28 protein-coding genes and 1 pseudogene are annotated in these 26,541 nt (G+C 74.5%); 15 read left to right on the top strand and 14 right to left on the bottom strand.

Features of this window, described 5'->3' with window-relative positions; translation table 11 throughout:
- Positions 1 to 231 precede the first annotated feature (231 nt).
- Positions 232 to 1,044 (top strand): aspartate dehydrogenase, encoded by an 813-nt coding sequence (locus H596_RS0107530; RefSeq protein WP_027284359.1) that lies wholly within the window; start codon positions 232 to 234, stop codon positions 1,042 to 1,044.
- Here H596_RS0107530 and H596_RS20620 read toward each other — a convergent pair.
- Positions 1,041 to 2,216, bottom strand: coding sequence for a M20/M25/M40 family metallo-hydrolase (locus H596_RS20620; RefSeq protein ID WP_051212587.1), 1,176 nt, complete (start codon positions 2,214 to 2,216; stop codon positions 1,041 to 1,043). The two genes, H596_RS0107530 and H596_RS20620, sit on opposite strands and share 4 nt — an antisense overlap.
- Positions 2,217 to 2,397: 181 nt before the next feature.
- Here H596_RS20620 and H596_RS0107520 point away from each other — a divergent pair, with 181 nt between their 5' ends.
- Genes H596_RS0107520 through H596_RS20615 form a run of 5 tightly spaced genes read left to right on the top strand, consistent with a single transcriptional unit; the run spans position 2,398 to position 8,474 of the window.
- Complete coding sequence (locus H596_RS0107520) at positions 2,398 to 3,057, top strand: DUF1028 domain-containing protein (RefSeq protein ID WP_027284358.1); 660 nt, start codon at positions 2,398 to 2,400, stop codon at positions 3,055 to 3,057.
- A 20-nt stretch (positions 3,058 to 3,077) separates the two neighbouring features.
- Positions 3,078 to 4,601, top strand: a complete 1,524-nt coding sequence (locus H596_RS0107515; RefSeq protein WP_027284357.1) for an ABC transporter substrate-binding protein — start codon at positions 3,078 to 3,080, stop codon at positions 4,599 to 4,601.
- Positions 4,601 to 5,557, top strand: coding sequence for an ABC transporter permease (locus H596_RS0107510; protein WP_027284356.1), 957 nt, complete (start codon positions 4,601 to 4,603; stop codon positions 5,555 to 5,557). The genes H596_RS0107515 and H596_RS0107510 overlap by 1 nt, the downstream gene beginning before the upstream one ends.
- Positions 5,554 to 6,399: an ABC transporter permease gene (locus H596_RS0107505; RefSeq protein ID WP_084602622.1), complete on the top strand. Its 846-nt coding sequence runs from the start codon at positions 5,554 to 5,556 to the stop codon at positions 6,397 to 6,399. The genes H596_RS0107510 and H596_RS0107505 overlap by 4 nt, the downstream gene beginning before the upstream one ends.
- Positions 6,396 to 8,474, top strand: a complete 2,079-nt coding sequence (locus H596_RS20615) for a dipeptide ABC transporter ATP-binding protein (RefSeq protein WP_169579853.1) — start codon at positions 6,396 to 6,398, stop codon at positions 8,472 to 8,474. The genes H596_RS0107505 and H596_RS20615 overlap by 4 nt, the downstream gene beginning before the upstream one ends.
- A gap of 125 nt (positions 8,475 to 8,599) precedes the next feature.
- Here H596_RS20615 and H596_RS22815 read toward each other — a convergent pair whose 3' ends face one another.
- From H596_RS22815 to H596_RS0107440, 12 genes are all read right to left on the bottom strand, one after another.
- Positions 8,600 to 9,637 carry a Rid family hydrolase gene (locus tag H596_RS22815; RefSeq protein WP_051212583.1) on the bottom strand — a complete coding sequence of 346 codons (1,038 nt, stop codon included), beginning with the start codon at positions 9,635 to 9,637 and terminating at the stop codon, positions 8,600 to 8,602.
- Positions 9,634 to 10,668 carry an alpha/beta fold hydrolase gene (locus tag H596_RS0107490; protein WP_027284353.1) on the bottom strand — a complete coding sequence of 345 codons (1,035 nt, stop codon included), beginning with the start codon at positions 10,666 to 10,668 and terminating at the stop codon, positions 9,634 to 9,636. Before H596_RS0107490 ends, H596_RS22815 begins: the two co-directional genes overlap by 4 nt.
- Positions 10,669 to 10,700: 32 nt before the next feature.
- Positions 10,701 to 11,243 carry a chromate transporter gene (locus tag H596_RS0107485; RefSeq protein ID WP_027284352.1) on the bottom strand — a complete coding sequence of 181 codons (543 nt, stop codon included), beginning with the start codon at positions 11,241 to 11,243 and terminating at the stop codon, positions 10,701 to 10,703.
- Complete coding sequence (locus tag H596_RS20610; protein ID WP_051212581.1) at positions 11,240 to 11,770, bottom strand: chromate transporter; 531 nt, start codon at positions 11,768 to 11,770, stop codon at positions 11,240 to 11,242. Before H596_RS20610 ends, H596_RS0107485 begins: the two co-directional genes overlap by 4 nt.
- Positions 11,767 to 12,285: a chromate transporter gene (locus H596_RS0107475; RefSeq protein ID WP_027284351.1), complete on the bottom strand. Its 519-nt coding sequence runs from the start codon at positions 12,283 to 12,285 to the stop codon at positions 11,767 to 11,769. Before H596_RS0107475 ends, H596_RS20610 begins: the two co-directional genes overlap by 4 nt.
- Entirely contained in the window at positions 12,282 to 12,839 is a 558-nt protein-coding gene (locus H596_RS0107470; protein ID WP_027284350.1) for a chromate transporter, read from the bottom strand. The genes H596_RS0107475 and H596_RS0107470 overlap by 4 nt, the downstream gene beginning before the upstream one ends.
- Complete coding sequence (locus tag H596_RS0107465; RefSeq protein ID WP_027284349.1) at positions 12,832 to 14,010, bottom strand: M20 aminoacylase family protein; 1,179 nt, start codon at positions 14,008 to 14,010, stop codon at positions 12,832 to 12,834. The genes H596_RS0107470 and H596_RS0107465 overlap by 8 nt, the downstream gene beginning before the upstream one ends.
- 41 nt (positions 14,011 to 14,051) lie before the next feature.
- Positions 14,052 to 14,891, bottom strand: coding sequence for an NADH-ubiquinone oxidoreductase (locus H596_RS0107460; protein WP_245583967.1), 840 nt, complete (start codon positions 14,889 to 14,891; stop codon positions 14,052 to 14,054).
- Between the two features lie 90 nt (positions 14,892 to 14,981).
- The gene (locus H596_RS0107455) at positions 14,982 to 15,293 is read right to left on the bottom strand and encodes a hypothetical protein (RefSeq protein ID WP_156910062.1); all 312 of its coding nucleotides are present in this window, start codon (positions 15,291 to 15,293) and stop codon (positions 14,982 to 14,984) included.
- A 7-nt stretch (positions 15,294 to 15,300) separates the two neighbouring features.
- Positions 15,301 to 15,666, bottom strand: a complete 366-nt coding sequence (locus tag H596_RS0107450) for a hypothetical protein (protein ID WP_027284346.1) — start codon at positions 15,664 to 15,666, stop codon at positions 15,301 to 15,303.
- 80 nt (positions 15,667 to 15,746) lie between these two features.
- The gene (locus tag H596_RS0107445; RefSeq protein WP_027284345.1) at positions 15,747 to 17,450 is read right to left on the bottom strand and encodes a dihydroxy-acid dehydratase; all 1,704 of its coding nucleotides are present in this window, start codon (positions 17,448 to 17,450) and stop codon (positions 15,747 to 15,749) included.
- 81 nt (positions 17,451 to 17,531) lie between these two features.
- Positions 17,532 to 18,488 (bottom strand): Bug family tripartite tricarboxylate transporter substrate binding protein, encoded by a 957-nt coding sequence (locus H596_RS0107440; RefSeq protein ID WP_027284344.1) that lies wholly within the window; start codon positions 18,486 to 18,488, stop codon positions 17,532 to 17,534.
- 166 nt (positions 18,489 to 18,654) lie between these two features.
- On the opposite strand from H596_RS0107440, the gene rplM reads away from it, so the two are divergent.
- From rplM to H596_RS24550, 8 genes and pseudogenes are all read left to right on the top strand, one after another.
- A complete protein-coding gene (rplM, locus tag H596_RS0107435; RefSeq protein ID WP_037300407.1) occupies positions 18,655 to 19,125 on the top strand; it encodes a 50S ribosomal protein L13 in 471 nt (156 codons plus the stop codon).
- A gap of 4 nt (positions 19,126 to 19,129) precedes the next feature.
- Positions 19,130 to 19,624, top strand: coding sequence for a 30S ribosomal protein S9 (rpsI, locus tag H596_RS0107430; RefSeq protein WP_027284342.1), 495 nt, complete (start codon positions 19,130 to 19,132; stop codon positions 19,622 to 19,624).
- Between the two features lie 144 nt (positions 19,625 to 19,768).
- Complete coding sequence (gene argC / locus H596_RS0107425; protein ID WP_027284341.1) at positions 19,769 to 20,722, top strand: N-acetyl-gamma-glutamyl-phosphate reductase; 954 nt, start codon at positions 19,769 to 19,771, stop codon at positions 20,720 to 20,722.
- Between the two features lie 5 nt (positions 20,723 to 20,727).
- Entirely contained in the window at positions 20,728 to 21,288 is a 561-nt protein-coding gene (locus H596_RS20605) for a gamma carbonic anhydrase family protein (protein ID WP_051212578.1), read from the top strand.
- Positions 21,289 to 21,297: 9 nt separating this feature from the next.
- Complete coding sequence (locus H596_RS0107415; RefSeq protein ID WP_027284340.1) at positions 21,298 to 21,867, top strand: hypothetical protein; 570 nt, start codon at positions 21,298 to 21,300, stop codon at positions 21,865 to 21,867.
- Positions 21,868 to 22,434: a hypothetical protein gene (locus H596_RS0107410; RefSeq protein WP_027284339.1), complete on the top strand. Its 567-nt coding sequence runs from the start codon at positions 21,868 to 21,870 to the stop codon at positions 22,432 to 22,434. It begins immediately after the preceding gene.
- A gap of 86 nt (positions 22,435 to 22,520) precedes the next feature.
- On the top strand, positions 22,521 to 23,129 hold the full coding sequence (locus H596_RS24095; RefSeq protein ID WP_169579857.1) for a hypothetical protein: 609 nt from the start codon (positions 22,521 to 22,523) through the stop codon (positions 23,127 to 23,129).
- A 127-nt stretch (positions 23,130 to 23,256) separates the two neighbouring features.
- Positions 23,257 to 23,993 (top strand): annotated as a pseudogene (locus H596_RS24550) (Bug family tripartite tricarboxylate transporter substrate binding protein).
- Positions 23,994 to 24,019: 26 nt separating this feature from the next.
- On the opposite strand, the gene H596_RS0107395 reads toward H596_RS24550, so the two are convergent.
- Entirely contained in the window at positions 24,020 to 25,822 is a 1,803-nt protein-coding gene (locus tag H596_RS0107395) for a PHA/PHB synthase family protein (RefSeq protein WP_027284337.1), read from the bottom strand.
- A 112-nt stretch (positions 25,823 to 25,934) separates the two neighbouring features.
- Between H596_RS0107395 and H596_RS0107390 the strand changes: the two genes are divergently transcribed.
- Positions 25,935 to 26,513, top strand: a complete 579-nt coding sequence (locus H596_RS0107390; RefSeq protein WP_156910061.1) for a hypothetical protein — start codon at positions 25,935 to 25,937, stop codon at positions 26,511 to 26,513.
- Positions 26,514 to 26,541 lie beyond the last annotated feature (28 nt).

Genomic DNA, 26,541 nt, shown 5'->3' with positions numbered 1-26,541 from the left:
CGCACGCCGGGTTGCCACCACCCAACGCGGCAAGCCGCCTTGGAACCCGGTGGGGGGCGGCGTGCCAAGACAAAGGGATGCCAGCGGCCGCGCCGCAGCTTCAGCGGTCAATGCAAGCGGCCGCTGGTATGACGCGCGCCCGCGCGGCCTTGCGCCGCGCGGCCGGACGGGCCATCGAGGAGCCGCGGTGCCTCGCGCATCGCGGCTTTCCTGTTTCCGGGGGTGGGGCGCATGGCGGGCGAACTCAAGGTCGGCATCGCGGGGCTGGGCGCGATCGGGCTGCATCTGGCCAAGGCGCTGGATCGGGGCGTGGAGGGGTTGCGCCTCGTCGCCGTCAGCGCGCGGGATCGGGCGAAGGCGGAGGCCAGGCTGGCCGGCTTCCGCAGCAGGCCGAAGCTCGTGCCCCTCGCCGCGCTGGCCGACGACGCCGACATCGTGGTGGAGGCCGCCCCGGCCGCCGTGTTCGAGGAGGTGGCGCGCGCCGCCATCGCGCGCGGGCGCATCTTCGTTCCCTCCAGCGTCGGTGCGCTGCTGCCGCGCATGCAGCTCGTCGAGGAGGCGAAGCGCACGGGCGCGCGCATCGTCGTGCCCACCGGCGCGCTGCTCGGCCTCGACGCGGTGCGCGCGGCGGCCGAGGGCGAGGTGGAGAGCGTGACCATCCAGACGCGCAAGCCGCCGCGCGGCCTCGCCGGCGCGCCCTATCTGGAGCAGCACGGCATCGATGTGGCCGCGATCGCCGAACCCGCCTGCGTCTTCCGCGGCAACGCCTATGACGCGGCGCAGGGCTTCCCGGCCAATGTGAACGTGGCGGCCGCACTCGCGCTCGCCGGCATCGGGCCGGAGCGCACCATGGTCGAGATCTGGGCCGACCCCGCGCAGACGCGCAACAAGCACACCATTCTCGTCGAGGCCGCCTCCGCGCGCCTGTCCATGACCATCGAGAACGTGCCGAGCGAGGAGAACCCGCGCACGGGCAGGATCACGCCGCTCTCCATCCTCGCCTGCCTGCGCGGGCTGACGAGCACGCTGAAGGTGGGCAGCTAGAGCCCCAGCGAGCCCTCGGCCGCCGCCTCGATCAGCCCCGCGAGGATCGCCGCGCGCGGCACGATGGAGGAGAGCTCCACCCGCTCGCGCCGCGAACACACCTCGTGCGTGACGGGGCCGAGCCCGTCGAGGGTGGGCACGCCCAGCCGCGCGGCGAAGCTGCCGTCCGATCCGCCGCGCGAGACGAGGCCGAAGACCGGCGCGCCGAGCGCGGCGCCCAGCGCCTCGGCCTTCGCCAGCAGGGCGCGCGTGCCGGCATGGGTGGGGAAGGCGGGGCGCGTGAAGCCGCCCTGCACCGCGATCCTCACGCGCGGATCGGCCGGCGGGCGTGCCAGCAGCGCACGCAGCGCGGCCAGCAGCGCCTCGGCGGAGGCGTCGTCGGGCGCGCGCAGGTCGATGTGCATCTCGGCCCAGCCCGGCACCACCTGCCGCGCATCGCCGCCGCGCAGGATGCCCACCGTGGCCGAAAGCCCCGAGGCGGGGTCGCCCAGCGCCTCGATGGGCGCGACGAGCGCGGCCAGCGCGGCCAGCGCGCTCGCCCCCTGTTCGCGCGCCGCGCCGCAATGCGCCGTCACCCCTTCGGCGCGCACATAGACGGCGCCCACCGCCCCGCGGCCGATCACCACGCCCCCGCCCGGCCGGCAGGGTTCCAGCGTCAGGCAGAGATCGGCCCGGCGTGCCTCCGCCTCCAGCCAGGCGCGGCTGCCGGGCGAGCCGATTTCCTCGTCGGGGACGATGCAGAAGGTGACGGCCGAGAGCCCGCCGAGCGCGCCCGCCCCGCGCAGCACGGACAGGGCGTGGATCGCCATGGCCACATTGGTCTTCATGTCGCCCACGCCCGGGCCGGTCAGCCACTCCCCGTTCCGCGCGAAGGGCCAGCCCGCCACCGTGCCGGCGGGCCAGACCGTGTCGGCATGGCCGAGCAGCAGCAGCCGCGGGCCGTTCCCCCCGGGTGCAAGCCGCGCCGTCACCTGCGGGCCGAAGCCGGGCAGGGGGGTGCGCTCCAGCGCGAAGCCCTCCGCCGCGAGCCGCTCCGCCCAGAGGGTGGAGACGGCCTCCACCCCCGGCGCGTGATGCGTGCCGCTGTCGGTGTTCACCGTGTGCTCGGCGAGGTCGAGCAGCGCGGGCAGCGCGGCGTCCAGGGCGGCGGCGAGGCGGCGGATCTCGGTCATGGCGGCGAGGCTAGAGCGGTTTCCGGATGACGGGAAACCGCTCTTCCCGCCTCATCCCGCGCAGCGTCGCGCCAAGGCCGCTTCCCGCGAGGCACGCTCCGCTGCCGGCCCGCGCGCCGCGCACGCAAGGCTGGACATTCGCCGCGCCAGGCTTTCCCATGCGCGGCAGAGGGGGCGGTGCATGACCTATTCGCTGATCGGTCGCTGCGCGCGCACGGGGCAGTTCGGCTGCGCCGTGACCACATCGAGCCTCGCGGTCGGGTCGCGGGTGCCGCACGCCAGGGCCGGGCTGGGCGCGATCCTGACGCAGCACCGCACCGATCCGCGCCTCGGGCCGCGCGGGCTCGATCTGCTCGCCTCCGGCTGCTCGGCCGAGGAGACGCTGGCCGCCCTCGTCGCCTCCACCCCCGATCACGGCTGGCGCCAGCTTGCCGTCATGGACCGCCACGGCCGCACGGCGCATTTCCACGGCGCGAAGGTCAAGCCCGCGCTCGGCGCGGCGCATGGGCGGGACTGCGTGGCGCTGGGCAACATCCTGGCGAACGAGCGCGTGCCCGCGGCCATGGCCGAGGCCTTCCTCGCCGCCGAGGCGGAGCCGCTGGCCGAGCGGCTGATGCGCGCGCTGGAGGCGGGCGAGGCGGCGGGCGGCGAGGGCCGGCCCGTGATCTCCGCCGCGCTGCTGGTGGTGGAGCGCGAGGTCTTCCCGCTCGTCGATCTGCGCGTGGACGAGGCGCCGGAGGCCATCTCCGCCCTGCGCGCGCTGTGGAACGCCTACGCCCCGCAGGTGGAGCTCTACCTCACCCGCGCCGTGAACCCCGACGCCGCCCCCGGCGTCACCTGAGCCCAGGAAGGAGAGAGAGAGTGACGACGACGCTGCCCCGCCGCACAGCCCTCGCGCTGCCCGCCCTCGTCTCCGCCGTCGCGCTGCCCAGGCCCGGCGCCTCGCAGGCGGGCGGGGGGGTGCTGCGCATCGCAATGAGCGCGAACCTGCGCTTCCTCGACCCCGCGCGCACCACCATCGGCGAGGAGTACGTCTACAACCAGCTCGTCTTCAACGGCCTCACCCGCATGAAGGAGGACATGACGATCGAGCCGGAGCTCGCGGAATCCTGGCAGTATTCCGACGATCTGCGGACCTGGAGCTTCCGCCTGCGCCGCGGCGTGCGCTTCCACCACGGCCGGGAGATGACGAGCGAGGACGTGGTGGCGAGCTTCCGCCGGGTGATGGACCCCGCCCTCGCCTCGCCCGCGCGCAGCAATTTCGAGATGGTGGAGGCCATCGAGGCGCCCGACGCCCACAGCGTGATCTTCCGCCTCTCCGCCCCCTATGGCGGCTTCGCCGATATCCTGGCCGACCGGCAGGTGAAGATCGTCCCGCACGATCGGATCGAGCAGCTCGCCACCCAGCCCTCGGGCACGGGGCCCTTCCTCTTCCGCAGCTACACGCCGGGCGACCGGCTCGTGCTCGCCCGCAACCCGGAGTACTGGGAGCCGGGCCAGCCGCGCCTCGACGGGGTGGAGCTGCGCGTGCTGCCGGAGATGAGCGTGCGCATCGCCGCCCTGCAGGCGGGCGATCTCGAGGTGGTGTGGGATCTCGGCCCCGAGAACGTGCGCCAGCTCCGCGAGGCGCGGAACATCCGGGTGGAGAGCGTCGCCACCGCCTCCTGGGACGGGGCGGTGATGAACCACCAGATCGCCCCCTTCAACGACGTGCGGGTGCGCCGCGCCTTCCACCTGGCCGTTGCCAAGCCCGATGTGGTGGAGGCGGTGCTCTTCGGCGAGGGCGCGCCCACCCACAGCCCCATCCCGCCCACCCATCCCTTCTTCGCGCGCGAGGTTCCGATCCCCGAGCGGGCGGACCCGGCCGCGGCGCGGCGGCTGCTCGCGGAGGCGGGCATCCGCGGCCCGGTGCGCGTGCCGCTGGTCATCCCGGTCGGCCGGCCGGTGCGCGAGCGGCTGGGCGTGACGCTGCAGCAGCTCGCCCGCCCCGCGGGCTTCGAGATCGAGATCCAGCGCGTGCCCTTCGGCCGCTACTCGGCCGAGGTCTCGGGCCGGGCGCCCTTCTACATCGAGGGCTTCTTCGCCCGCCCGACGGTGGACACGGCGACCTTCCCCTTCCTGCACAGCCGCGGAAGCTGGAACGAGCGGCTGTGGCACTACAACGAGCCGCGCGTGGACCATGCGCTGGAGCAGGCGCGCCTCACCGGCGACCCCGCCCGCCAGCGCGAGCACTACGTCGCCATGCAGCGCGTGCTGGCCGAGAACCCGGCGGGCTATTTCGCCTATGCCGTCAATTTCGCCTGCGGCTATCGCGCCAATGTGCGGGAGGTGAGCACGCACCCGATGCGCTGGTTCGACCTCCGGCGCGGCTTCCTGGGCGCCTGATGGCGGGCTTCCTGGCCCGCCGCCTCGCCTCGCTCGTCTTCGTGCTCTGGGCGATGACGGTGCTGGTCTTCGCCGTGGTGCATCTGCTGCCGGGCAGCGTGGCGCACATGATCCTGGGCGAATACGCCACCAGCGCCGCCATCGCGGCGCTCGAGGAGAGGCTCGGGCTGAACGACCCGCTGCACCTGCAGTACTGGCGCTGGTTCAGCGGGCTGCTGCAGGGCGATTTCGGCGTCTCGCTGACCATGGACCGGCCGGCGGGGCCGGTGATCCTCGAGGCGCTCGGCCGTTCGGCCGTGCTGGCCGCCATCTCCATCGTGCTGGTCGCGCTGGCGGGCGTCGCGCTCGGCATCCATTCGGCCACCCATGCGGGTTCGGCGAGCGACCGCGCGCTCACCCTCGGGCAGTACTTCTTCATCGCGGTGCCCGAGTTCTTCTGGTGCATCCTCGTGATCCTGTTCTTCTCGGTCTGGCTCGGCTGGCTGCCGGCCACGGGCTACACGCCCCTCGCCGAGGGGGGGCTGCTCGGCTGGGCCAAGCACCTCATCCTGCCGGTGGCGACGCTGGTGCTCGGGCTGATCGCGCATGTCTCGCGCCTCGTGCGCTCCTCCATGCTGGAGGCGCTCGAGAGCCGCTACGTGCTCGCCGCGCGCGCCAAGGGCCTGCCCGAGCGCCTGGTGCTGCGCCGCCACGCCCTGCCCAACGCGCTGATGCCGGCCATCACCGTGCTCGCGGTGGATGTGGGCATCCTCATCGGGGGGATCGTGGTGGTGGAGAGCGTCTTCGCCTATCCCGGCCTCGGCCGGATGCTGATCTACGCCATCGACAACCAGGATCTGCCGCTGATGATGGGGGGGATGATCGTCGTCACCGCCGTCTATGCGCTGGCGAATCTCGCGGCCGACATCCTCTACGCGGTGGTGAACCCGCGCATCCGCGTGGGCGGGGCGGCGTGAGCGCCGCGCTGTCCGCGCCGGGGCGGCGGCTGCCGCGCAGCCTGCTGCTGGGGCTGGTCGTGCTCGGGCTCGTGCTGCTGCTCGCCGCGCTCGGCCCCTTCCTCGCGCCCTACGATCCGGACGCCTTCAACATGCGCGCGCGGCTGCGCCCGCCCTCCGCCGCGCACTGGTTCGGCACGGACGAGTTCGGGCGCGACGTGTTCTCGCGCGTGCTGGCCGGGGCGCACCATTCGCTGCTGATGGGCTTCGGCGCCACCGCCATCAGCCTCGCCATCGGCGTGCCGCTCGGCCTGATCGCCGCCTTCCGTCGCGGGCTGGTGGAGGAGGCGATCATGCGCGGGGTGGATCTGCTGATCTCGCTGCCGCCCGTGCTGCTCGGCCTGCTCATCCTCGCGGTGACGGAGCCGGGCCTCGGCAAGACCATCCTCGCCGTGGGCCTCGTCTATGTTCCGATCATGACGCGCATCGCGCGCGCCGTGGCGCTCGACCTGCTGGCGGAGGAGTTCGTGGAGGCCGCGCGCGCCCGCGGCGAGGGCGCCTTCCACATCCTGGCGCGGGAAATCCTGCCCAATGCCTGGCCGCCGCTGATCGTCGAGACGGCGCTGCGCGTCACCTTCGCCATCCTGCTCGGCTCCGCCCTGTCCTTCCTCGGGCTCGGGCCGCAGCCTCCGGCCAGCGAATGGGGGCTGATGATCGCCGAATCCCGGCCCTTCATCTCCGAGGCGCCCTGGATCGGCCTCGCGCCCGGGCTGTGCCTCTGCCTGCTGCTGATCGCGGTGAACGTGGTGGGCGAGGGGCTGCGCGACCTGCTGGACCCGCGCCTCAAGGGGCGGGGGCATTGAGCGCGCCGTTGCTCGAGGTGGCGGGGCTCTCGCTCGCCTACGCCACGCGCAGGGGCGCGGTGCAGGCGCTGCAGGGCGTCTCTCTCGCCATCCCGCGCGGCGGGGCCATGGGGCTGGTGGGCGAGAGCGGCTCGGGCAAATCCTCCCTGGTGCTCGCCCTGCTCGGGCTGCTGGGCAAGGGGGCGAGCCTCTCGGCCGAGCGGATGCGCTTCGCCGAGGATGATCTGCGCGCCGCGGCGGCACGGCTGCGCGGCGCGCGCATCGGCACCGTGTTCCAGGACCCGGCCGGGGCGCTCAACCCCGCCCTGCGCGTGGGCCTGCAGGTGGCCGAGCCGCTGATGCAGCACCGCGGCCTCGCGCCGCGCGCCGCCCTCGCCCGCGCGGTGGAGCTGCTGGGCGAGATGGGCCTGCCCCGCCCGGCCGAGGTCGCGGACGCCTATCCGCACCAGCTCTCGGGCGGGATGAAGCAGCGCGCCGTGATCGCCACCGCGCTCGCCTGCGAGCCCGAGCTGCTGCTGCTCGACGAGCCGACCACGGCGCTGGACGTGACGGTGGAGGCGCAGATCCTCGACCTTCTCGAGCGGCTGCGGCGCGAGCGCGGGGTGGCGATGCTGCTGGTCAGCCACAACCTCGGCATCGTGGACCGGCTCTGCGAGGAGGTGACGGTGCTCTACGCCGGCCGGGTGGTGGAGCAGGGGCCCGTGCAGGCGCTGCTCTCGGCCCCGCTGCACCCCTACACGCGCGGGCTGCTCGCCGCCCTGCCGCGGGCCGATCGCGGGGGGATGCAGCGGCTGCGCCCCATCCCCGGCAGCCTGCCGGACCTGACGCGGCCCGATCCGGGCTGCCATTTCCGCCCGCGCTGCCCCTTCGCCGCCCCGGGCTGCGAGGCGCCCCAGGCGCTCAGGCCGGCGGCCGCCCCCGAGCCCGGCCGGGGCGAGAGGGGCGGCGATCCGGCCGGCCTCGTCCGGGCGGCCGGGGTGCGGCGCGTGCTCTGCCACCGCGCAGAGGCCCTGGCCGGCACGCCCTGGCCGGCCGAGGAGGCGCCCCCCGCCGCCCGTCCGCCGATCGGCGGGACGCTGCTGGAGGCGGAGGGCCTCGCCAAGCGCTTCCGCCTGGGCGGGGGCGTGCTGCGCCTCCTCGCCCCGCGCGCGGAGGTGCGGGCGGTGGATGGGGTCTCGCTCGCGCTGCGCCGCGGCGAAGTGCTGGGGCTGGTGGGGGAATCGGGGTCGGGCAAATCCACGCTGGGGCGGCTGCTGCTGCGCCTGCTGCCGGCCGATGCCGGGGCGATCCGCCTCGAAGGCGCGCCCGTGCCGGCCGAGCCCGGCCCCGGCTTCCGCCGCCGCGCGCAGATCGTCTTCCAGAACCCCGATGGGTCGCTCAACCCGCGCCAGACGGTGGAGCAGGCGCTGCTGCGCCCCTTGCTGCGCTTCGGCATCGCCTCCGGCGCGGCGGCGGAACGCGAGGTGGACCGGCTGCTGGAGCTGGTGCGCCTCGGCCCCGCCTATCGCGCGCGCTACCCGCATCAGATGTCGGGGGGCGAGAAGCAGCGCGTGGCCATCGCCCGGGCCCTCGCCTCGCGCCCCGATCTGCTGGTCTGCGACGAGGCGGTCTCGGCGCTCGACGTCTCGGTGCAGGCGGCGGTGCTGAACCTGCTGGAGGAGCTGCGCGACAGGCTGGGCGTGGGCTATCTGTTCATCTCACACGACATCGGCGTGGTGGCGCACATCGCGGACCGCATCGCGGTGATGTATCGCGGCGGGGTGGTGGAGGAGGGGCCGGTAGAGGCGGTGCTGGCCCCGCCCTATCACCCCTACACCCAGGCGCTGCTCTCGGCCGTGCCGCTGCTGGGGCGGCGGGAGCGGGCGGGGGCGCGGCTGCGCCTGGCGGGCGATGTCTCGACCCCCGCGCCGGCGCGCGGCTGCCGCTTCGCGCATCGCTGCCCCGCGCGGCTCGGCCCCGTCTGCGAGGAGCAGGCGCCGCCGCCGCGGCTCGCCGGGCCGGGCCACGTCATCGCCTGCCACCGCCCGCTGGAGGAGCTGGCCCGCGCCCCGCATGCGCTGCTGGCGGCGGAATAACGCGGCCGGCGGTCATGCCGGACGGATCGGGCGCGCCGGGTGGGCGGGCGGCGGCGTGACGAGCAGGGGCCTGCCGGCGGCCGCTCGCGCCAAGGCGTGCGAAAGCTCCGCCGCCGCCGCCCTGATCACGGCAGCCGGGCGCGGACATCCACCTCCATCAGCAGCTCGGGCGCGGCCAGCCCGCGCACGATGCGCTGCGCCAGCGGCGGCGCGGCGCCCAGCCGCTCCCGCACCACCGCGCAGGCCGGGGCGAGGAAGGCGCGGTCGGTGACGTAGAGGGCGGCGTGCGCCACATCGTCGAGGCCCGCGCCCGCCTCGGCCAGCAGCCGCTCCACATTGTCCATCGCCTGGCGCGCCTGGGCGGCGGGGTCGCCCTCGCCGTGGAAGACGCCCTCGAGCGAGAGGCCGGTCTGCCCGCGCAGGAGGATGTCGCGCCCCGCCCGCACGGCCATGCAGAACTCGGCCTGGAAGGGCTGGCGCTCGCGCCCGTAGGGCATGGAGGTGGAGAGATAGGGCCTGATCCGCGCATGCGGCCCGCCGGGGATCACGACCGCATCGAGCTGGAAGAGCGCATGCGGGTCGGGCAGCCCGGCCACGATCAGCCCGGTGCTGACCGGCCGCACCCCGGCGAGGCGCCGGCCCATCACGCCATAGACCGGCTGGCGGAAGGCGCGGTCGGTGATCTGCATGGTGATCTTGCACAGATCGCCCAGCCGCGCGCCCGCCGCCTCGAGCCGCGCCTCCAGCGCGTCGAACACCGCCTCGGCCTGGAGGGCGGCGGCCTCGGCCGTGTGGCCGCGCGGGGCGGGGGCGGAGAGGCCGGGCAGCCGCAGCTCCGCCTGCGCCGCCGGGCAGGGCGGGGCGGCGTCGAGCCCGATCTCCACCAGCATGCCGGGCTCGGCGAGGCCGGGGAGGATGGTCACCGCGCGCGGGGCGGCGGCCGCGCCGGGCAGCCGGGCGAGCGCCTCCTCGACCGGGGCGAGGAAGGCGCGGTCGGTCAGCGCGATCTCGAGGCGGCGGATGTCCGCCCCGGCCGCGCGAAGCCGCGCCTCGGCCTCGCGCAGCGCCAGGGCGGCCTGGCCCGCGGCGTCGCCGGGCGGCGAGGGGGCGCCGAGGCCGCGCAGGAAGAGCGGCCCCGCCGGGCCGGGCTCCGCGGCCGTCACGGCACGCCCGCCACCGCGCGGGCCATCAGGTCGCGCACAGGCTCGAGGCGGCGGTAGAACTGGTGGCTCTGGTCGATGCTCGGGTTGGGCGCGTCGTCGCGGTAGCCGCTGCAGTCGAGGAAGCGGAAGCGGGCGGGGTCGTAGCGGCCCGGCACATCCTTGTCGCCCGGCCCGCTCAGGCCCAGCCGCTTCATCCCGTTCACCTTGTGGCTGAGGGCGAGGATCGTGTCCTGCTGGGAATGGAGCAGATCCACCTTCGTCGAGAGCTTGCCGAGCAGGGCGAGCCAGCGGGGGCCGGCGCCGTCCTTCTCCGCCCAGCCGGTGTCGGGCGAGGCGCTGATCGCCACGTCGAACAGGGGCTCGCCTGGAAAGGCCATGCCCTCCCATCGCTCCAGCCCGCGCTGCAGCACGAGGTTGCCCATGCTGTGCGCGAGCAGCGCCACCCGCCCCCCGCGTTTGCGCAGCGTCTGCGCCAGCGGGCGCAGCCGGTCGAGGAAGCTGACCAGATCGGCGGCCGAGGCCTCGGCCTGGCGCTGATCCTCCAGATAGGCGCCGGCGAGCGGGGAGGCGACCACCCCGGCCAGCAGCAGCACGAGCGAGACGGGCGCGACCAGCAGCCCCGGCGCCACCGTCTTGCCGTCCACCACCACCCCGCCCGAGGGCCAGGAGAAGGCGATCACCGTGCAGTCCGCCCCGGGCAGGCGCGAACCGGCCAGCCAGTCGCGGTTGAAAGCGGCGCGGCGCAGCGCGTCGCTGAAGCTGTTGGCGAAGCCGTGCAGGAAGACGAGCAGGTTGCCGCCCTGCTCCAGCCGCCGGGAGAGCGCGGCGGAGAAGTCATCGGGCGCGACGCCCGCGATGGAGCGCAGCGCCCCCGTCTCGCGCCGGGCGAGATCGGCGCGCTCCACCTCGGCCATGGCGTGGGTCAGCCGGCCCGGCTGGCCGGCCGGGCCCTGCTCGCCGGCATAGTCGGCGGCCTTGTCGCCGGGGCCGATCAGCCGGCGGTTGGTGGCGAAGAAGACGGTGGTGTGCATGCCGCCATGCTGCCATGGCCGGGCGGTCGGCGTCAGCGCAGAAACAGCGCGCCCATGATCGCGCCGAACCCCAGCACCCAGAGCGGCGAGCGCGCGCTGCGCCAGACGAAGAGCGCGCTGCCCAGCGTGACGCCGAGCGCGAGCCAGGGCAGGGCCGCGCCCTCGGCCGTGCCGGCGGCGAGCAGCACGCCCGAGGCCGCGATCAGCCCCACCGCGATGGGCACGAGCCCGCGCTCGGCCACGCGCAGCCCGCGCCGGCCGGCCAGGCGCTGGCGCATCCGCGCGACGCCATAGGCCAGCAGCGAGGTCGGCCCGCACATGGCCAGCATGGCCGTGAACATGCCCAGCGCCCCGGCCACATGCCAGCCGATCAGCCCCACCACCATGATGTTCGGCCCCGGCGCGGCCTGCGCCAGGGCGAAGCGCTTGGCGAAGCCCAGCGCATCCATCCAGCCATGCGTCTCGACCACCAGGCGCTGCATCTCGGGCAGCACCGCCACGCCCCCGCCCACGCTGAGCAGCGAGATGCCGAGGAAGCCGAGCACCAGCGCGCCGAGCGGGCTCTCCTCGCTCATCGCCGCATCCCCCACCAGGCGGCGAGCAGGCCGAAGGGCGCGAGGCCGAGCACCACGGCGGGCAGCGGCACGCGCGCCAGCGCCATGCCGAGCGCGCCGAGCCCCACCAGCAGCAGCGGCAGGCTGGGGCGCAGCTTCCCGGTCATCTTCGCGGCGGTGCCGAGCACCATGCCCGCCGCCGCGGCGGCGATGCCCGTCAGCACCGCGCGCACCAGAGGCAGCTCGCCATAGGCGTCGTAGAGCGCGGCGATGCCCATCAGCAGCGCCATCGGCCCGCCGAACAGCGCCACTCCGCACACCATGGCCCCCGCCGCGCCATGGAAGCGCACGCCCACGCCGATCGCGCAGTTCAGCGCATTCGGCCCGGGCAGCACCTGCGCGATGCCGAGCGTCTCGGCGTATTCCTGCTCGGTGAGCCAGCCCTTCTCCTCGACCAGGAGCTGCCGCGCCCAGGCGTTCACGCCGCCGAAGCCGGTCAGCCCGATGCGCAGATAAGCGAGGCCCAGGGCGCCGAGCGAGGGCGTCACAGCAGCAGCAGCCCGAGTGCGCCGCCGCCCGCCAGCACCCAGAGCGGCGAGAGGGAGGTGCGCCAGACGAAGAGGGTGGAGACGCCGATGATGGCCCAGGAGAGCCAGCCCGTGCCCGCCGCCCCGGCCATGATCACGCCCGAGGCGGCGATCAGCCCCACCGCCACCGGCACCAGGCCGAACTGCGCGGGCTTGAGCCAGGCCGCGCCGGAGAGGCGGTGCGTCAGCCCCGCCACGGCCCAGGCCAGCAGGGCGGCGGGCAGCAGCATGCCGATCGTCGCCGCCGCGAGGCCCGCCGGCCCCGCGATGTGCCAGCCCATCACCGAGGCGGCGAGGATGTTCGGCCCCGGCGCGGCCTGGGCGAGGGCGAAGAGCTGGCTGAAGGTCGCATCGTCCATCCAGCCATGCACCTCGACCAGCAGCCGGTGCATCTCGGGCAGCACCGCGTTCGCGCCGCCGATGGCGAGCAGCGAGAGCGTGCCGAAGGCGAGCAGGATCTGCAGCAGCAGGCTCATCGCGCCCCCGCCTTCCAGGCCCGGCGCAGCGAGAGCCAGACGCCGAGCGGCGCGAGGGTGACGACCACGACCGGCAGCGGCAGGCGCAGCACCGCCGCTCCCGCCACGGCGAGCAGCCCCACGGCCAGAAGCTCGGGCGGCGGGCGCAGCTTCTCGCCCATCTTGATCGCCGTGCCGATCACCATGCCCGCCGCCGCCGCCGCCACCCCCTGCATGAAGGGCGCCACACCCGGCGTCGTGCCGTAGCGGTCGTAGAAGAGCGACAGCGCGATCAGGATCGCGAGCGGCCCCGCATAGAGCCCCGCCGTGGCGAGCAGCGCGCCCGAGAGCCCGTGGAAGCGCCGGCCGATCATCACCGCCGCATTGCCCACATTGGGCCCGGGCAGGATCTGGCCGAGGCCCAGCACCTCCGCGTAGTCGCGCTCGGAGAGCCAGCGCCGCTCCTCCACGATCACGCGCCGCGCCCAGGCGGCCACGCCGCCGAAGCCGAGCAGCCCGATCTTCGCATAGCCGAGGAAGAGCGCCGCCTTCCCCGGCGTGATGGTCTCACTCACGGGGCAGCAACTGCTCGACGAGCGTGACCCACCAGGAGGCGCCGATGGGCAGGATCTCGTCGTTGAAGTCGTAGAGCGGGTGGTGCACCGAGGCGTCGTCCGCGCTGCGCTGCCCGCCGAGCATGAGATAGGCGCCGGGCTTGGCGTTGAGCATGTAGGCGAAGTCCTCGGCGCCCATGGTGGGCTTGGGCATGTGGACCACGCGCTGCGCGCCGGCCACCGTCTCGGCCGCGCGGCGGGCGAGCCGGGTGCTCTCCGCCTCGTTCACCGTGGCGGGATAGGCGCGGTCGAAGCGCGCCGTGGCGCTGGCGCCGAAGCTCGCGGCGATGCCGGTGACGAGCTCCTTGAAGCGGCGCTCCAGCGTGTCGCCCACCTCGGGGAGGAACCAGCGCGCCGTGCCCAGCATGCGCACGCTCTCGGGGATGACGTTGTAGGTGTCCCCGCCCTGGATCATGCCGATGCTGATGACGCCGGCGTCGGCGGCGTCGAGGTTGCGCGCGACGATGCTCTGCAGCGCCTGGACGATGGCGGCGGCGATCACGATGGGGTCGTTGCCCTGATAGGGCAGCGCGCCATGCGCGCCCTTGCCGGTGATGGTCGCTTCGAGATTGGCCACCGCGGCCATCACCGGCCCCTCGCGCCAGAGGAAGGTGCCCGCGGGCATGCCGGGCCAGTTGTGCAGGCCGAAGATGCGCTCCATCGGGAAGCGCTCGAACAGGCCTTCCTCCACCATCACGCCGCCGCCGGCCAGGTTCTCCTCGGCCGGCTGGAAGACGAGATAGACGGTGCCGTCGAAGGCGCGCGTCTCGCAGAGGTATTTCGCCGCGCCGAGCAGCATGGCCGTGTGCCCGTCATGGCCGCAGGCGTGCATCCTGCCCGGGATGGTGGAGGCGTGGGGCAGGCCGGTCTGCTCCTGGATGGGCAGGGCGTCCATGTCCGCGCGCAGGCCGATGGCGCGGCCCGTCGGGCCCCGCGCGCCATGGATCACGCCGACGACGCCGGTGCGCGCGAGGCCCGTCACCACCTCGTCGCAGCCGAAGGCGCGCAGCTTCTCGGCGACGATGGCGCTGGTGCGGAACTCCTCGAAGCCGAGCTCCGGGTGGGCGTGGAAATCCCGCCGCCAGGCGGTCATCTCGGGGTGGAACTCGGCGATGCGGTTGATCACGGGCATGGAAGACTCCTGTCGCGCCCGAGGCTAGCGCGCGCAGGTGCTCAGCGGAATGTCAGGGCCAGCCCTTCCTCGAGCGGGCGCGGGGCGAAGCCGAGCGCGGCGCGGGCGGGGGCGATGTCGAAGGCCTTGTCCTCGGTCAGTCGGCGGATTTCCTCCGCCTCGATGCGCGGCAGGAAGGGCAGGGCGCGGGTGAGGGGGGCGAGCGCCATCAGCGCCGCGGCCGGCAGCGGCAGCACGGGGCGCGGGGCGATGCCCGCCGCGCGCGCAACCGCGGCGCAGAAGTCGCGATAGGGCAGGGGCGCGGGCCCGGCGAGGACGAGCGTGCCCGAGAGCGCCTCGGCGCGCGCAAGCGCGGCGAGCAGGGCGGCGGTCACGTCGTCCTGGTGCACGGGCTGCACCAGGCTGCGCCCGCCGCCGGGCAGCGGCAGCAGGGGCAGGCGGCGCATCAGCGCAGCGAGGCGCTGCACGTTGTTCTCGCCCTCTGCGCCGTAGATCATGGTCGGGTGCAGCATCACGCCCGGGCGGCCGGAGGCGAGGAAGGCGGCCTCGCCCGCGCGCACGCCGTTCCCGTGCTCGTCCGGCCAGTGCGAGAAGCGGCGCGTGGAGCCCATGAAGACGAAGGCCGCCCCGGGCGGGGCGGCGGCGAGGATGGCGGGCGCATGGCGCGCATGCGCGCAGGAGACGATGCGCGTGGCGCCCGCGAGCGCGGCGCGCAGCGCCGGGGCGTCTGTGAGGTCCGCCACGCGCGGGGTCTGGGTGAAGCCGAGGGCGCGCCACCTCGCGGCGTCGCGCAGGACGGGCAGGAAGGCCTCGCCGCGCGCGGCCAGCGCGGCGGCGAGCGCGCGGCCCGAGCGGCCGCTGGCGCCGATGAGGGCGATCATGCCCCCGCCCATAGGGCGCGGCGCGCCGGCGGGCCAGGGGGGCCTCCCCGGCGGGCGCGCCATGATGGGGGGCATGATATGCCGCCCGTGTCAGGCCTCTCGGGCGGCTTTCACCGCGGCGGCGTAGAGGGCCAAGGCCTCCTTGCGCAGCGCAGCGCACGCCGCGTCGTCGCCCTTCAGGTACGCGGAGGCCAAGGCGCGGCTCCACGCGCGCGCCTCCGCCTCGGTCGGGAAAGGCCCGTCGGGCCGGCAGCAGCCCGGATCGCAGAAGGGGTCCACATACCAGCCGGCGGTAGCCAGGGGGCCATCGGCCAGCTCCTCGCCGGCGGGATAGAAGACGACGGGCTCCCGCGCGAACCACTCCGCCAACATCGGGTCGGGCTTGCCACTCCCTGCCGTCATGGCCGGCTCAGCCGCCGCCTCGGCGAGAGGAACGCAGGCCCGGATATTCGCAATCCACCTGCATCAGGTCGCTCGCCCCGTCCAGCTTCTCGCTCACCTGCACGCCCGCGCCGCGCCGGCACAGCGCGCCCGCGAGCTCCGCGGGGCTGACGCCCGTGGCGATGACGACGAGCGGATCGCCCGCCTGGCAGCCCTCGCGCTCGAGCTGCGCCTTGGCCGCGTTCAGCCCCTCGCCGCGCGCATTGGCCTCGGCGTCGAGCAGCAGCAGCGTGCAGACATGGGCGATCAGGGCCGCCCGCGCCGGCGGGGCGGCGGATGGAAAGGCGGGCAGGCCCGCGCCGAGGCACAGGGCCGCGGCGAGCAGCGCGCGCATGGTGACGTCCTCCTGCGGCGCGGGCGCTGTCGGCCCGCTGCCGCAGGAAAGCCTAGACCCGTGACGGATTCATGCAAGCGTCATCGCGCGCCGCCATCGGGCAGCAGGAAGCGCAGATCCGCCCCCTGCGGGGCCTGCAGCACCTCGCGCCGCACCAGCGCGTCCCAGCCGCGCGCGGGGGCGGGCGGGGGCGACCAGCGCGCGCGGCGGGCGGCGAGAGTCGCCTCGTCCACCAGCAGGTCGAGCCGGCGCTCGGCCACCGAGAGCCGCACGCGATCGCCCGTCTCGACCAGGGCGAGCGGCCCGCCGGCCACCGCCTCGGGCGCGATGTGCAGCACCACCGTGCCGAAGGCGGTGCCGGACATGCGGCAGTCGCTCATCCGCACCATGTCCTTCACGCCCTGGCGCGCGAGCTTCTTCGGGATGGGCAGATAGCCGGCCTCCGGCATGCCGGCGGCGGAGAGCGGGCCCGCGCCCTTGAGGATGAGGATGTCGCTCGGCGTCACGTCCAGCGCCTCGTCGTCGATGCGGTTCGCGAGATCCTCGAGCCCGTCGAAGACGAGGCAGCGCGCCTCGTGCTCGAACAGCGCCGGCGTGGCGGCGCTGCGCTTGAGGATCGCGCCCTCGGGCGCCAGGCTGCCGAACAGCGCCACCAGCCCGCCCACGGGCGAGACGGGCGCGGCGCGGGGCTTGATGTAGGCCCGGTCCACGAAGGAAGGGCCGTCGCCGATGCGCTCGGCCAGCGTGCGGCCATCGAGGTCGGTGCAGCCGAGGTGCAGCAGGTCGCGGATTTCGTGCAGCAGCGCGCGCATGCCGCCGGCGGCGTGGAAATCCTCCATGTAGCCCTCGCCGGTGGGCTTGAGGTCCACGAGCACGGGCGTGGTCTCGGAGAGTTCGTTGAGGCGATGGTAGTCGACCGCCACGCCGCAGCGCCCCGCGATGGCGGCCAGATGCACGAGCGCATTGGTGGAGCCGCCCAGCGCCAGCAGCACGCGCAGCGCGTTCTCCACGCTCTCGGGCGTGATCAGCGCCGCAGGCGGCACGGGCTTGTGGATGAGCCGCACGGCCTGGGCGCCGGCGGCCTCGGCCGCGCGCAGCCGGTCGGCGTGGGTCGCGGGGATGGAGGCGGCCTCGAGCGGCATGAAGCCGAGGGTGGCGGCGATGCAGGCCATGGTGCTCGCCGTGCCCATCACGCCGCAGGTGCCGGCCGTGGTGGCGAGGCTGCCCTCCACCTCCTCGATGCGCTCCTGGCTCACATCGCCCGCGCGGTAGCGCGCCCAGTAGCGGCGGCAATCGGTGCAGGCGGCGAGCCGCTCGCCCTGGAAGCGGTTGGCGCTCATCGGCCCCACCACGAGCTGCACGGCGGGGATGCCCGCGCTGGCCGCCGCCATGAGCTGGGCGGGCACCGTCTTGTCGCAGCCGCCCACCAGCACCACCGCGTCCATGGGCTGGGCCGCGATCATCGCCTCGGTGTCGAGGGCCATCAGGTTGCGGTAGTGCATGGAACAGGGCGAGAGGAAGGGCTCGCAGAGGCTGATGGTGGGGAAGGAGAGCGGCAGCCCGCCCGCCATCAGCACGCCGCGCTTCACCGCCTCGATGAGTTCGGGCGCGGTGCGGTGGCAGTTGTTGAGCTCGCTGCCCGTGTCCGCGATGCCCACCACGGGCCGGGCCAGCGCCTCGCGCGAATAGCCCATGGATTTGGCGAAGGAGCGGCGGAGATAGAGGGCGAAGTCGCGGTCGCCGTAGTTGGCCGCGTTGCGGCCGAGCCCCTTCGCGTCGGTCATGCGGGAATGTCTCCTCCGCCCGCGCGGCGGCGCGCGGGTGGCGGTGCTGGTAGCGCGGAAGCGCGGAAGCGCGAAGCCCGGCTACCCCTGCTGGATGCCCGCGCGCGCCATCAGCTCCCGGTGCTGGTCGAGCTCGCGGCGGATGCGCGCGACGAGCGGCGCCTCGCCGAAGGCCGCGGCGGGGGCGAGGCCCTGGCCGCGCATGAACGCGATGGCCTCGGGGGTGGAGAAGCTCTCGACCGCGGCCTGGGTGAGCCGCGCCTTGAGGGGCTCGGGCAGGCCGGGCGGGGCCTGCAGCGAATACCAGGCGCCGCCGCCGAAGCCCGGGAAGCCCTGCTCGGCCACGGTGGGGATGGCGGGGAAGGCGGCCACGCGGTTCACCGTCACCGCGCCCAGCGCGCGCATGCGCCCCGCCTCCACATGGCCGCGGCAGGCGGCGACGAGGGCGATCATGCAGTCCACGCGCCCCGCGATCACCTCCGTCATGGCGGGCGGCGAGCCGTTGAAGGGCACGTGCAGCATCTCCACCCCCGCGCGCGCCGTCAGCTCCACCATGGGCAGATGCGCGGTGGTCCCGATGCCCCAGCTCGCGTAGCTGAGCTGGCCCGGGCGCTGGCGCGCGGCCTCGAAGAGCTGGGCGAGGGATTCCCAGCGCGGGTTGGCCACCAGCAGCGCCTCGGTGTCGCAGAGCTGGGTCAGATGCGTGAAATCCGCGACGGGGTCATAGCCCGGCTGGCGCAGGGCGAGCGGCGCCATGGAGAAGGTGACGATGGTGCCGAGCAGCAGCGTCTGCCCGTCGGGCCGGGCGCGCGCCACATGGCGCGCGGCGATGGTGGTGGAGGCGCCGGGCTTGTGGTCCATCACGAAGGTCCCGCCGAGGCGCTGCGCCAGCCCCTCGGTCAGCAGCCGCCCCACCACGTCGGAGGCGCCGCCGGGCGCGTAGGGGATGACGACCTGGGTGGCCGTGCCCTGGGCGCGGGCCGCGGCGTGGGGCAGGGCGAGCAGGGGCGCGGCGAGCGCGGCGCGGCGGCGGATCATGCGGTGTTTCCTCCCTCGTTGTGCGGGGAGCGTGGCAGGCCGGCGCGGGCGGGCGCAAGGAGGTTCTCGCGGCGGGGTATCATGTTACCGCATTCCGCGCGGCTTGACGCAGCGCGCGTTCGCGGGCAGAGAGCCGCCCGCGAACTCCCTTTCCCAAGGTTCTTCCATGCTCAGCACACAGACCCGCTCGGTGAAGCCGGCGGAGGTCCAGAAGCAGTGGTGGGTGATCGACGCGGACGGCCTCGTGCTCGGCCGCCTCGCCTCGCTCGTCGCCAACCGGCTGCGCGGCAAGCACAAGCCGCAGTTCACCCCGCATGTGGATTGCGGCGACCATGTGGTGATCGTCAACGCCGCCAAGGTGCGCGTCACCGGCAACAAGGCTGAGCAGTCGGTGTTCTACTGGCACACCGGCTACCCCGGCGGGGTGAAGGGCCGCTCCATCCGCCAGCGCCTCGAGGGCCGCTACCCCGAGCGCGTGATCGAGAAGGCGGTGGAGCGCATGATCACCCGCGGCCCGCTCGGGCGGAAGCAGATGAAGAACCTGCACGTCTATGCCGGGGCCGAGCACCCGCATGCCGGCCAGAACCCGCAGCCGCTCGACGTCGCGGCGATGAACGCCAAGAACAAGGTGCGCTGAGTCCATGAGCGAGCAGACCACGGCCACTTCCCTGGCCGACCTCAAGGCCCTGGTGCAGGGCACCCCGGCCGCGGCGCCCGAGGCCCCGAAGCGCGAGCCGAAGCGCGACGCCCAGGGCCGCAGCTACGCCACCGGTTCGCGCAAGGAGAGCGTGGCGCGGGTGTGGATCAAGCCCGGCAAGGGGCAGATCACCATCAACGACAAGCCGGCGGCCAAGTATTTCGCCCGCCCCGTGCTGCGCATGCTGATCACCCAGCCCTTCCTGGTGGCCGACCGCTACCAGGCCTTCGACGTGACGGCGACGGTGACGGGCGGCGGGCTCTCGGGCCAGGCGGGCGCGGTGCGGCACGGCATCTCCCGCGCCCTGTGCAACTACGAGCCCGAGCTGCGCGGCATCCTCAAGAAGGCCGGCTTCCTGACGCGCGACCCGCGCGCGGTCGAGCGCAAGAAGTACGGCAAGGTCAAGGCGCGCCGCAGCTTCCAGTTCAGCAAGCGCTGACGCGCCGCGCCCCCGCAGACGGGGCGGGCGCGCGTCACGCCCGGCTCGCATGCCGGTCATTCCCACAAGGGGCGGGTCCGCAGGGGCCCGCCCCTTTCGCGTCGCCCCCCAGCCGGGCCACACTCCGCCGACGGAGACACGCAGATGGCCAAGCTTCCGAGCATCTTCATCGACGGCGAGAGCGGCACCACGGGGCTGCAGATCCGCGCCCGCCTCGCGGGGCATCCCGGCCTCGTGCTGCGCTCGCTGCCGGAGGCCGAGCGCAAGGACGCGGCCGCCAAGCGCGCCCTGATGGAGCAGGTGGACCTCGTCGTGCTCTGCCTGCCCGACGAGGGGGCGAAGGAGGTGGCGGCCATCGCCGCCGAGATGGGCGAGGCCGCGCCCAGGCTGCTCGACGCCTCCACCGCCCACCGCACCCACCCCGACTGGGTCTATGGCTTCCCCGAGATGACGCGCGGCCAGGCGGAGCGCATCGCCGCCGCGCGCCGCGTCTCCAACCCGGGCTGCTATCCCACCGGCGCCATCGCCCTGATCCGCCCGCTGATCGAGGCCGGGCTGCTGCCGCCCGATTTCCCGCTGACCATCAACGCCGTCTCCGGCTATTCCGGCGGGGGCAAGGCGATGATCGCGGAGTTCGAAGCCGGCGCGGCCGCGCCCTTCTTCCTCTATGGCCTGACGCTCGAGCACAAGCACCTGCCCGAAATCCAGCTCCATGGCGGGCTCGCGCGCCGGCCCATCTTCGTGCCGAGCGTGGGGAATTTCGCCCAGGGCATGCTGGTCTCCCTCCCGCTGCATCTCGACCTGCTGCGCGGCGCGCCCTCGCCGGGCGACATCGAGGCGACGCTCGCCGCGCATTACGCGGGGGCGGAGTGGGTGCGCGTGGCGCCGGCGGACGGGGCGGCGCGGCTGGAGCCCGAGGCGCTCAACGGCTCCAACGCGCTGGAGCTGCGCGTCTATGGCAACGCCGCGCGCGGCCAGGCGGTGCTGGTGGCGAAGCTCGACAATCTCGGCAAGGGCGCTTCGGGGGCGGCGGTGCAGAACATCGGCCTGATGCTGGGCGTGGACGTGAACGCGGCCCTGCCGCTGGCGGCGGAGTGAGCGCCATGGGCCCGCTCTATCCCTTCGAGGGCAAGTGGCCGGTGGTGCACCCCCGCGCCTGGGTGGCGCCCACCGCCGCCGTGATCGGCGATGTCGAGATCGCCGAGGACGCCAACATTTGGTTCCACTGCGTGCTGCGCGGCGACACGAACCTGATCCGCATCGGTCCGCGCAGCAACATCCAGGACGGCACCATCATCCACGTCAACGCCGGGCGGCAGCGCACGGTGATCGGCGCGGACGTGACGGTGGGCCACGCCGCCATCATCCATGCCTGCACGCTGGAGGACCGCGCCTTCGTCGGCATGGGCGCGACGGTGCTGGACGATGCGGTGATCGAGGCGGGCGGGGTGCTGGCCGCGGGCTCGGTGCTGCCGCCGGGCAAGCGCATCGGCCGGCTGGAGCTGTGGATGGGCAACCCCGCGAAGCTCGTGCGCGTGCTGAGCGGGGAGCAGCGCGCCCAGGGCTTCGACCGCACGGCGCCGCATTACGTTGAGCTCGCGCGCCGGCACCGCGCCTCGCTGGATACGCTTGGTCACTTTCAGGAACAGCCCGCGGCGGAGTAGCCTCCCGCCATGAGGATCGCCGGATTCGCGCTGCTGCTGGGGCTCGCCGCCTGCGCGGGCGGGGCGGCGCCGCCTTCGGCCAGCCTGCCGCCGGGCATGGTGGCGGGGGCGACCGATCCGTGGCGCTTCGCCGTGCTCGGGGCGGCCCACGCCTTCGGCCGGGCCGCCCCGCCCGCGGGGGCCGAGGCCGCACAGGCCGCCATGCTCGTCGAGTATCTCGCCGCCAGCCTGCCCTGGGAGGCGCGCTGGCGCGGCTTCGCCCCCCCCGTGGGCCCCGCCCTGCTCGCGGCCCGGGCCGAACTGCGCGCGGCGCTGGCCATCGCGCCCGAGGCCCCGCCGCAGATGGTGGTGGACGGGCTCGCCCTGGCGCGCCGCCGCCTCGCGGGGGAGGGGGAGGGCGCCGCCCTGCCCGCCGCCGCCTTCCCGGCGCCCGAGACCACCTTGCAGCGCCTCGCCGCGCCGCCACCTCTGCCGCGCACGCGCGAGGCGACCGCGATGGCGGAGCGCGAGATGCTCCGCCTCGACCAGGACCGCCTGAACCAGGACATCGGCCGCGGTTCGGCCAATGGGAGAATCTAGATGATGCTGCGTCGTTCCGTTCTGCTCGCCCTTCCCGCGCTGGCCGCCTGCGCCGGGCTGCCGCCCGTCGAGACCGCGAGCCTGCCGAGCGGCTTCGTCGAGGGCGCGGGCGACCCCACCCGCGCCGCCGCCTTGCACGCGGGCAGCGCCTTCGGCCAGCCCGCAAGCCTCGCCGGGCGGCCCGGCGTTGCGGCGCGCGCCCTGGCGGAGATGGAGTATCTCGCCGTCGAGCTGCCCTCCAACCCCGTGGCGCGGAACCCGGTGCCCACCCTGCTGCCGCAGATGCAGGCCGCGCGGAGCGAGTGGCGCGGCGCGATCGGCGTGGCGGCGGACGCGCCGCCCCAGCGCGTGATCAACGGGCTGCTGGCCGCCTCGCGCGCGCTGGAGGAGGGGCGGCAGGACGCGCTGCGCGCCGCCCTTGCGCCCGAGGTGTTCACTGCCGGGCCCGAGGGCACGCTGGCGCGCCTCAACGCGCTGCCTCCGCTGCCCCGCACGGCGGCCGCGGCCGCCGCGGCCGAGCGCAGCCTGATCGCGCCCGAGCGCTCGCCCGTCACCAGCACGCTGTGATCCGGACGGCGGTCCCGCCGGCTTTCTCGGGGCTGGCGGGTTCCCACCGGCCGACGCGGCCCGCCGGCATCGGGCGGCGCAGCGCCGTGGCGCTGCTGCTCGCCCTCGGCGCCTGCGCCGAGCTGCGCACCCGGCCGCCCGCCCCCCCGCCCGGGGAGCTCACGGGCGGCGATTTCTCCTCGCCTCTGCTGGCGGTGGCGCGGCGGGCGCTGGCCGATTTCGCCCCGGGCGGCGGGGGGCTCGCCGGCCCCCCGGAGGCGGTGGCGCTGGCCGCCGCCCGGCTCGAATGGCTGGGCGGCGAGACGCGGCCGGGCGGCGGCCTCGCCCGGCTGGACGAGGGGTTCCGCTTCGCCCTGGCCGCGGCGGTGGAGGAGCAGCGCGCCGCCCTCGGCCTCGCCCCGGAGGCGACGCCCGAACAGGCCATCGCGGCGCTGCTGGCCGCGCGCCACGCGCTGGCGCGGGGCGAGCGCGCGGCGGTCGAGGCGGCGCTCGCCCCGCCCGCCTTCCGGCCCGGGCTGCGGCCCGGCCCGCTCGCCCGGCTGGCCGAGCCCGGGCCGCGGCCCAATGCGCAGCTCGTGCTGCCCGGCCTGGTCGCGGCGCTGGAGCGCGCCCCCGCGGCCCGTCTGGAGGAGGGGGGCGTGGGCTTCGGCGTGGGCGAAGGGGGGCTTCAGCCCTTCACGGCGCCGCGGCGCTGAGCCGCGGGGCGCTTGGCGCGGGCCGCCGCGCGCCCTATGTCGGGAATGTCATCCTGCCTTCATCCCAGGAGTTCGCGCATGCCCTTCCGCCCCGCCCGGCGCGGCTGGCAACCTCGCCACCGAACAGGTGGCGCGCGCCGCCCCGGACGGGCTCACCCTGCTCATGGCCTATTGCGGGCAGGTGACGATCAACCCCTTCACCTACGGCAACATGACCGTGGACCCGCTGGGCGACCTGATCGGCGTCACGCGGGCCGTGCGCACCTCCATCGCGCTGGTGGTGCACCCCGATTTCCCGGCGCGCGACTTCCCGGGCTTCCTCGCCGAGCTGCGCCGCCAGCCGGGCCGGGTGAACTACGCCACCGCCGGCTCGGGCAGCCTGCTGCATGTGGTGGCGGAGCTGCTGCAGCGCCGCACCGGCACGGAGATGACCTCCGTGCATTTCCGCGGCAGCGCCGCCGCCATCCCCGAGGTGCTGGCCGGCCGGGTGCCGGTGATCGTGGACCCGGTGCCCACCATCGCCCAGCATGTCCAGGCGGGGCGGCTGGCGCGCTGATGGTGGCGGCCGAGGCGCGCGCCCCCCAGCTTCCCGATGTGCCCACCGCGGCGGAGCTCAGCCTCGCCGATTTCGCCTTCGACAACTGGTTCGGCCTGCTCGCCCCCGCCGGCACGCCGGCGGCGCGCATCGAGCGGCTGAACGAGGGGGCCGGGGCGGCGCTGCGCCAGCCCGCGCTGGTGGAGCGCCTGGCCGGCCAGGGCATCCAGACCGCGCCGACGACGCCGGCCGAGGTGCAGCGCCTCTTCGCTCAGGAGGCGCGGGTCTTCGCCGAGGTGATCCGGGCGGCGAACATCCGCGCGGACTGACAGGTCGGGCCATTCGGCCCCCCCTATCAGTCGTTCGCCATCACCCGCACATAGCTGCCCGGCGCGTCCTCGATCACCGGCAGCTTGCCGCTGCCGGGGATGCGCGCGGGCACCATGGTCTTGTCGAGCCCGCTGACCCAGCGCTGCCAGTCCGGCCACCAGGAGCCGGCGAGCTCGGTCGCGCCCTTCAGCCACTCGTCGGGGTCGGGCGGCAGCTCCTCGTTGATCCAGTGGCTGTACTTCCCGGAATCGGGCGGGTTCACCACGCCTGCGATGTGCCCCGAGGCGGCGAGCACGAAGCGCACCGGGCCCGAGTAGATCTGGGTGGCGCGATAGGTGCTCTTCCAGGGCGCGATATGGTCCTCGCGCGTGGAGATCAGATAGCTCGGCACCTTGATCTTGCGCAGGTCGATCTTGGTGCCGAGCAACTCGATCGCGCCCGGCTTCACCAGGTCGTTCTGCTGGTACATCCGGCGCAGGTAGAAGCTGTGCATGCGCGCGGGCATGCGCGTGCTGTCGTCGTTCCAGTAGAGCAGGTCGAAGGGGAAGGGGTCCTGCCCCAGCAGGTAGTTGTTCACGACGAAGGACCAGATGAGGTCGTTCGCGCGCAGCATGTTGAAGGTGGTGGCCATCTCGCTGCCGTCGAGATAGCCGCGCTTGTTCATCTTCTCCTCGAGCGCCTTGAGCTGCTCCTCGTCGATGAAGACGCCGAGCTCTCCCGGCTGCTCGAAATCCACCAGCGTGACGAAATAGGTGGCGGACTTGATGCGGGTATCGCGCTTCGCCGCCATGTAGGCGAGGGTGGTGGCGAGCAGCGTCCCGCCCAGGCAGTAGCCGATGGCGTTCACCGCGCGCTCGCCGGTGGCGAGCTCGATGGCGTCGAGGGCGGCGAGCACGCCCTCCTTCATGTAGTCGTCGAACCCCTTCTGCGCGAGGCGCTCGTCCGGGTTCACCCAGGAGACGCAGAACACCGTGTGCCCCTGCTCCACCGCCCAGCGGATGAAGCTGTTCTTCGGGCGCAAGTCGAGGATGTAGAACTTGTTGATCCAGGGCGGGAAGATCACCAGCGGGCGCTTCAGCACCGTCTCCGTCGTCGGGTTGTACTGGATGAGCTGCATCAGGTCGTTCTGGAAGACGACCTTGCCCGGGGTGACGGCGATGTTTTCGCCCACCTTGAACTTCGAATCGTCCGTCATGCGGATGCGCAGACGGCCCTTGCCGCGCTCGAGATCGGCGAGGAGGTTGGACAGGCCCTTGAGCAGATTCGTGCCCCCCGTCTCGGCGGTGCGGCGCAGCACCTCGGGGTTGGTGAGCACGAAGTTCGCGGGGCTCATCGCGTCCACGAACTGGCGCGTGTAGAAATCCACCTTCTGCGCGGTCTTGGGGTCGAGCCCCTCCGCGCTGTTCACCGTGTTCGTGAAATAGCGCGCGGCGAGAAGGTAGGACTGGCGGATGAAGTCGAACACCTCGTTCTCGCGCCAGGCCTCGTCCTTGAAGCGGCGGTCGCCCTTGGGTTCCTCGATGACGGGGCCCGTCTGCTCGCCCAGCATGCGCCGGGCGGTGTTGGTCCAGAGGGTGAGATAGTCCTGCCAGAAGCCGAGCTGCGCCTGCATCAGCCGCTGGGGGTTGGCCATCAGCCGCGCCGTCATCTCGAGGAAGGCGCCGCCGATGTTCAGCGGGTCGGGGTTGCCGGTCTCCTCGGCCTGGCGCTTGAGGAAATCGGCCACGATGCGCTGCCCGCGCTCGGCCACCTCGGCCATGGTGCGCGTCACCAGCTCGGCGTCGGGCAGGTGGTAGTCCGGCGTGTCCTTGCCGTGGGAAGGGCTCATGGGGTTCTGCCTGCCTTTGCCGTGCCGGGCGTTCTGGCCATCTGCGCGCGAGGCTTGCGGGCGGGCGCGGGCTCGCCCAGCATCGCGCCGCCCGAGAGGGGGAACACCGCGCTTGCCGCCGACACCAGACGCCTTTCCGCAACCCGCCCCGCAGGGTAGGGGCCGCCCGCGCGCCGATCAAGCGCCGCTCTGGCTGCTGCTCGCGCTGTTCTGCGCCGGCTGCGAGGTGCCGAACCGGATGGATGTGCGGGCCATGCTGCGCGACGCCTCGGGGGCGGCGGCCGAGGCGCGGCTGCCCCCGCCCGGGCTCGATCGGCCCTCGCCCAACCTCGCCTCGGTCCCGCCCCTCCCGGAACGGCCGGAGCTCTCGGCGCGGGAGCGGATCACCGCGGCGCTGCAGCGCGACCGCGCGGCGAGCGAGACGCCCATTCCCGCGCCGCGCCCCGCGGCCCCGCTCGCCGGCCCCGCCGCGGCCGGGGAGCCGCCCGTGCCGGCCCGCCCGCCCGCGCCGCCGCGCCTTGCGCGCGCCGCACCGATTCCCTGGGACAGGCCCGCGCCGGCCGACGCGGCGGCGGCCCCCGCCCCGGAGGCCTTCCCGCAGCCCGGCGCGCCGCCCGCCGCCCCGGGGGCGGAGCTGCTCGCCCCCGGCGCGCCGCCGCCCCCGCCGCCCCCGGCCCTGCTGTCCCGGTAGGGCCGCCCCCCTGCGTCCGGGCGGTGAC

This window comes from Rubritepida flocculans DSM 14296 (assembly GCF_000425365.1).
Classification (GTDB): domain Bacteria; phylum Pseudomonadota; class Alphaproteobacteria; order Acetobacterales; family Acetobacteraceae; genus Roseococcus; species Roseococcus flocculans.
This window is presented reverse-complemented; position numbering and strand designations above follow the sequence as displayed.

Bases quoted from the DNA above. Each gene is read 5' to 3' on its own strand.
- H596_RS0107530 (WP_027284359.1), top strand. From the start codon at position 232: ATGGCGGGCGAACTCAAGGTCGGCATCGCGGGGCTGGGCGCGATCGGG.
- H596_RS20620 (WP_051212587.1), bottom strand. From the start codon at position 2,216: ATGACCGAGATCCGCCGCCTCGCCGCCGCCCTGGACGCCGCGCTGCCC.
- H596_RS0107520 (WP_027284358.1), top strand. From the start codon at position 2,398: ATGACCTATTCGCTGATCGGTCGCTGCGCGCGCACGGGGCAGTTCGGC.
- H596_RS0107510 (WP_027284356.1), top strand. From the start codon at position 4,601: ATGGCGGGCTTCCTGGCCCGCCGCCTCGCCTCGCTCGTCTTCGTGCTC.
- H596_RS0107490 (WP_027284353.1), bottom strand. From the start codon at position 10,668: ATGCACACCACCGTCTTCTTCGCCACCAACCGCCGGCTGATCGGCCCC.
- H596_RS0107485 (WP_027284352.1), bottom strand. From the start codon at position 11,243: ATGAGCGAGGAGAGCCCGCTCGGCGCGCTGGTGCTCGGCTTCCTCGGC.
- H596_RS0107475 (WP_027284351.1), bottom strand. From the start codon at position 12,285: ATGAGCCTGCTGCTGCAGATCCTGCTCGCCTTCGGCACGCTCTCGCTG.
- H596_RS0107465 (WP_027284349.1), bottom strand. From the start codon at position 14,010: ATGCCCGTGATCAACCGCATCGCCGAGTTCCACCCCGAGATGACCGCC.
- H596_RS0107460 (WP_245583967.1), bottom strand. From the start codon at position 14,891: ATGATCGCCCTCATCGGCGCCAGCGGCCGCTCGGGCCGCGCGCTCGCC.
- H596_RS0107455 (WP_156910062.1), bottom strand. From the start codon at position 15,293: ATGACGGCAGGGAGTGGCAAGCCCGACCCGATGTTGGCGGAGTGGTTC.
- H596_RS0107450 (WP_027284346.1), bottom strand. From the start codon at position 15,666: ATGCGCGCGCTGCTCGCCGCGGCCCTGTGCCTCGGCGCGGGCCTGCCC.
- H596_RS0107445 (WP_027284345.1), bottom strand. From the start codon at position 17,450: ATGACCGACGCGAAGGGGCTCGGCCGCAACGCGGCCAACTACGGCGAC.
- H596_RS0107440 (WP_027284344.1), bottom strand. From the start codon at position 18,488: ATGATCCGCCGCCGCGCCGCGCTCGCCGCGCCCCTGCTCGCCCTGCCC.
- rplM (WP_037300407.1), top strand. From the start codon at position 18,655: ATGCTCAGCACACAGACCCGCTCGGTGAAGCCGGCGGAGGTCCAGAAG.
- rpsI (WP_027284342.1), top strand. From the start codon at position 19,130: ATGAGCGAGCAGACCACGGCCACTTCCCTGGCCGACCTCAAGGCCCTG.
- argC (WP_027284341.1), top strand. From the start codon at position 19,769: ATGGCCAAGCTTCCGAGCATCTTCATCGACGGCGAGAGCGGCACCACG.
- H596_RS20605 (WP_051212578.1), top strand. From the start codon at position 20,728: ATGGGCCCGCTCTATCCCTTCGAGGGCAAGTGGCCGGTGGTGCACCCC.
- H596_RS0107415 (WP_027284340.1), top strand. From the start codon at position 21,298: ATGAGGATCGCCGGATTCGCGCTGCTGCTGGGGCTCGCCGCCTGCGCG.
- H596_RS0107410 (WP_027284339.1), top strand. From the start codon at position 21,868: ATGATGCTGCGTCGTTCCGTTCTGCTCGCCCTTCCCGCGCTGGCCGCC.
- H596_RS0107395 (WP_027284337.1), bottom strand. From the start codon at position 25,822: ATGAGCCCTTCCCACGGCAAGGACACGCCGGACTACCACCTGCCCGAC.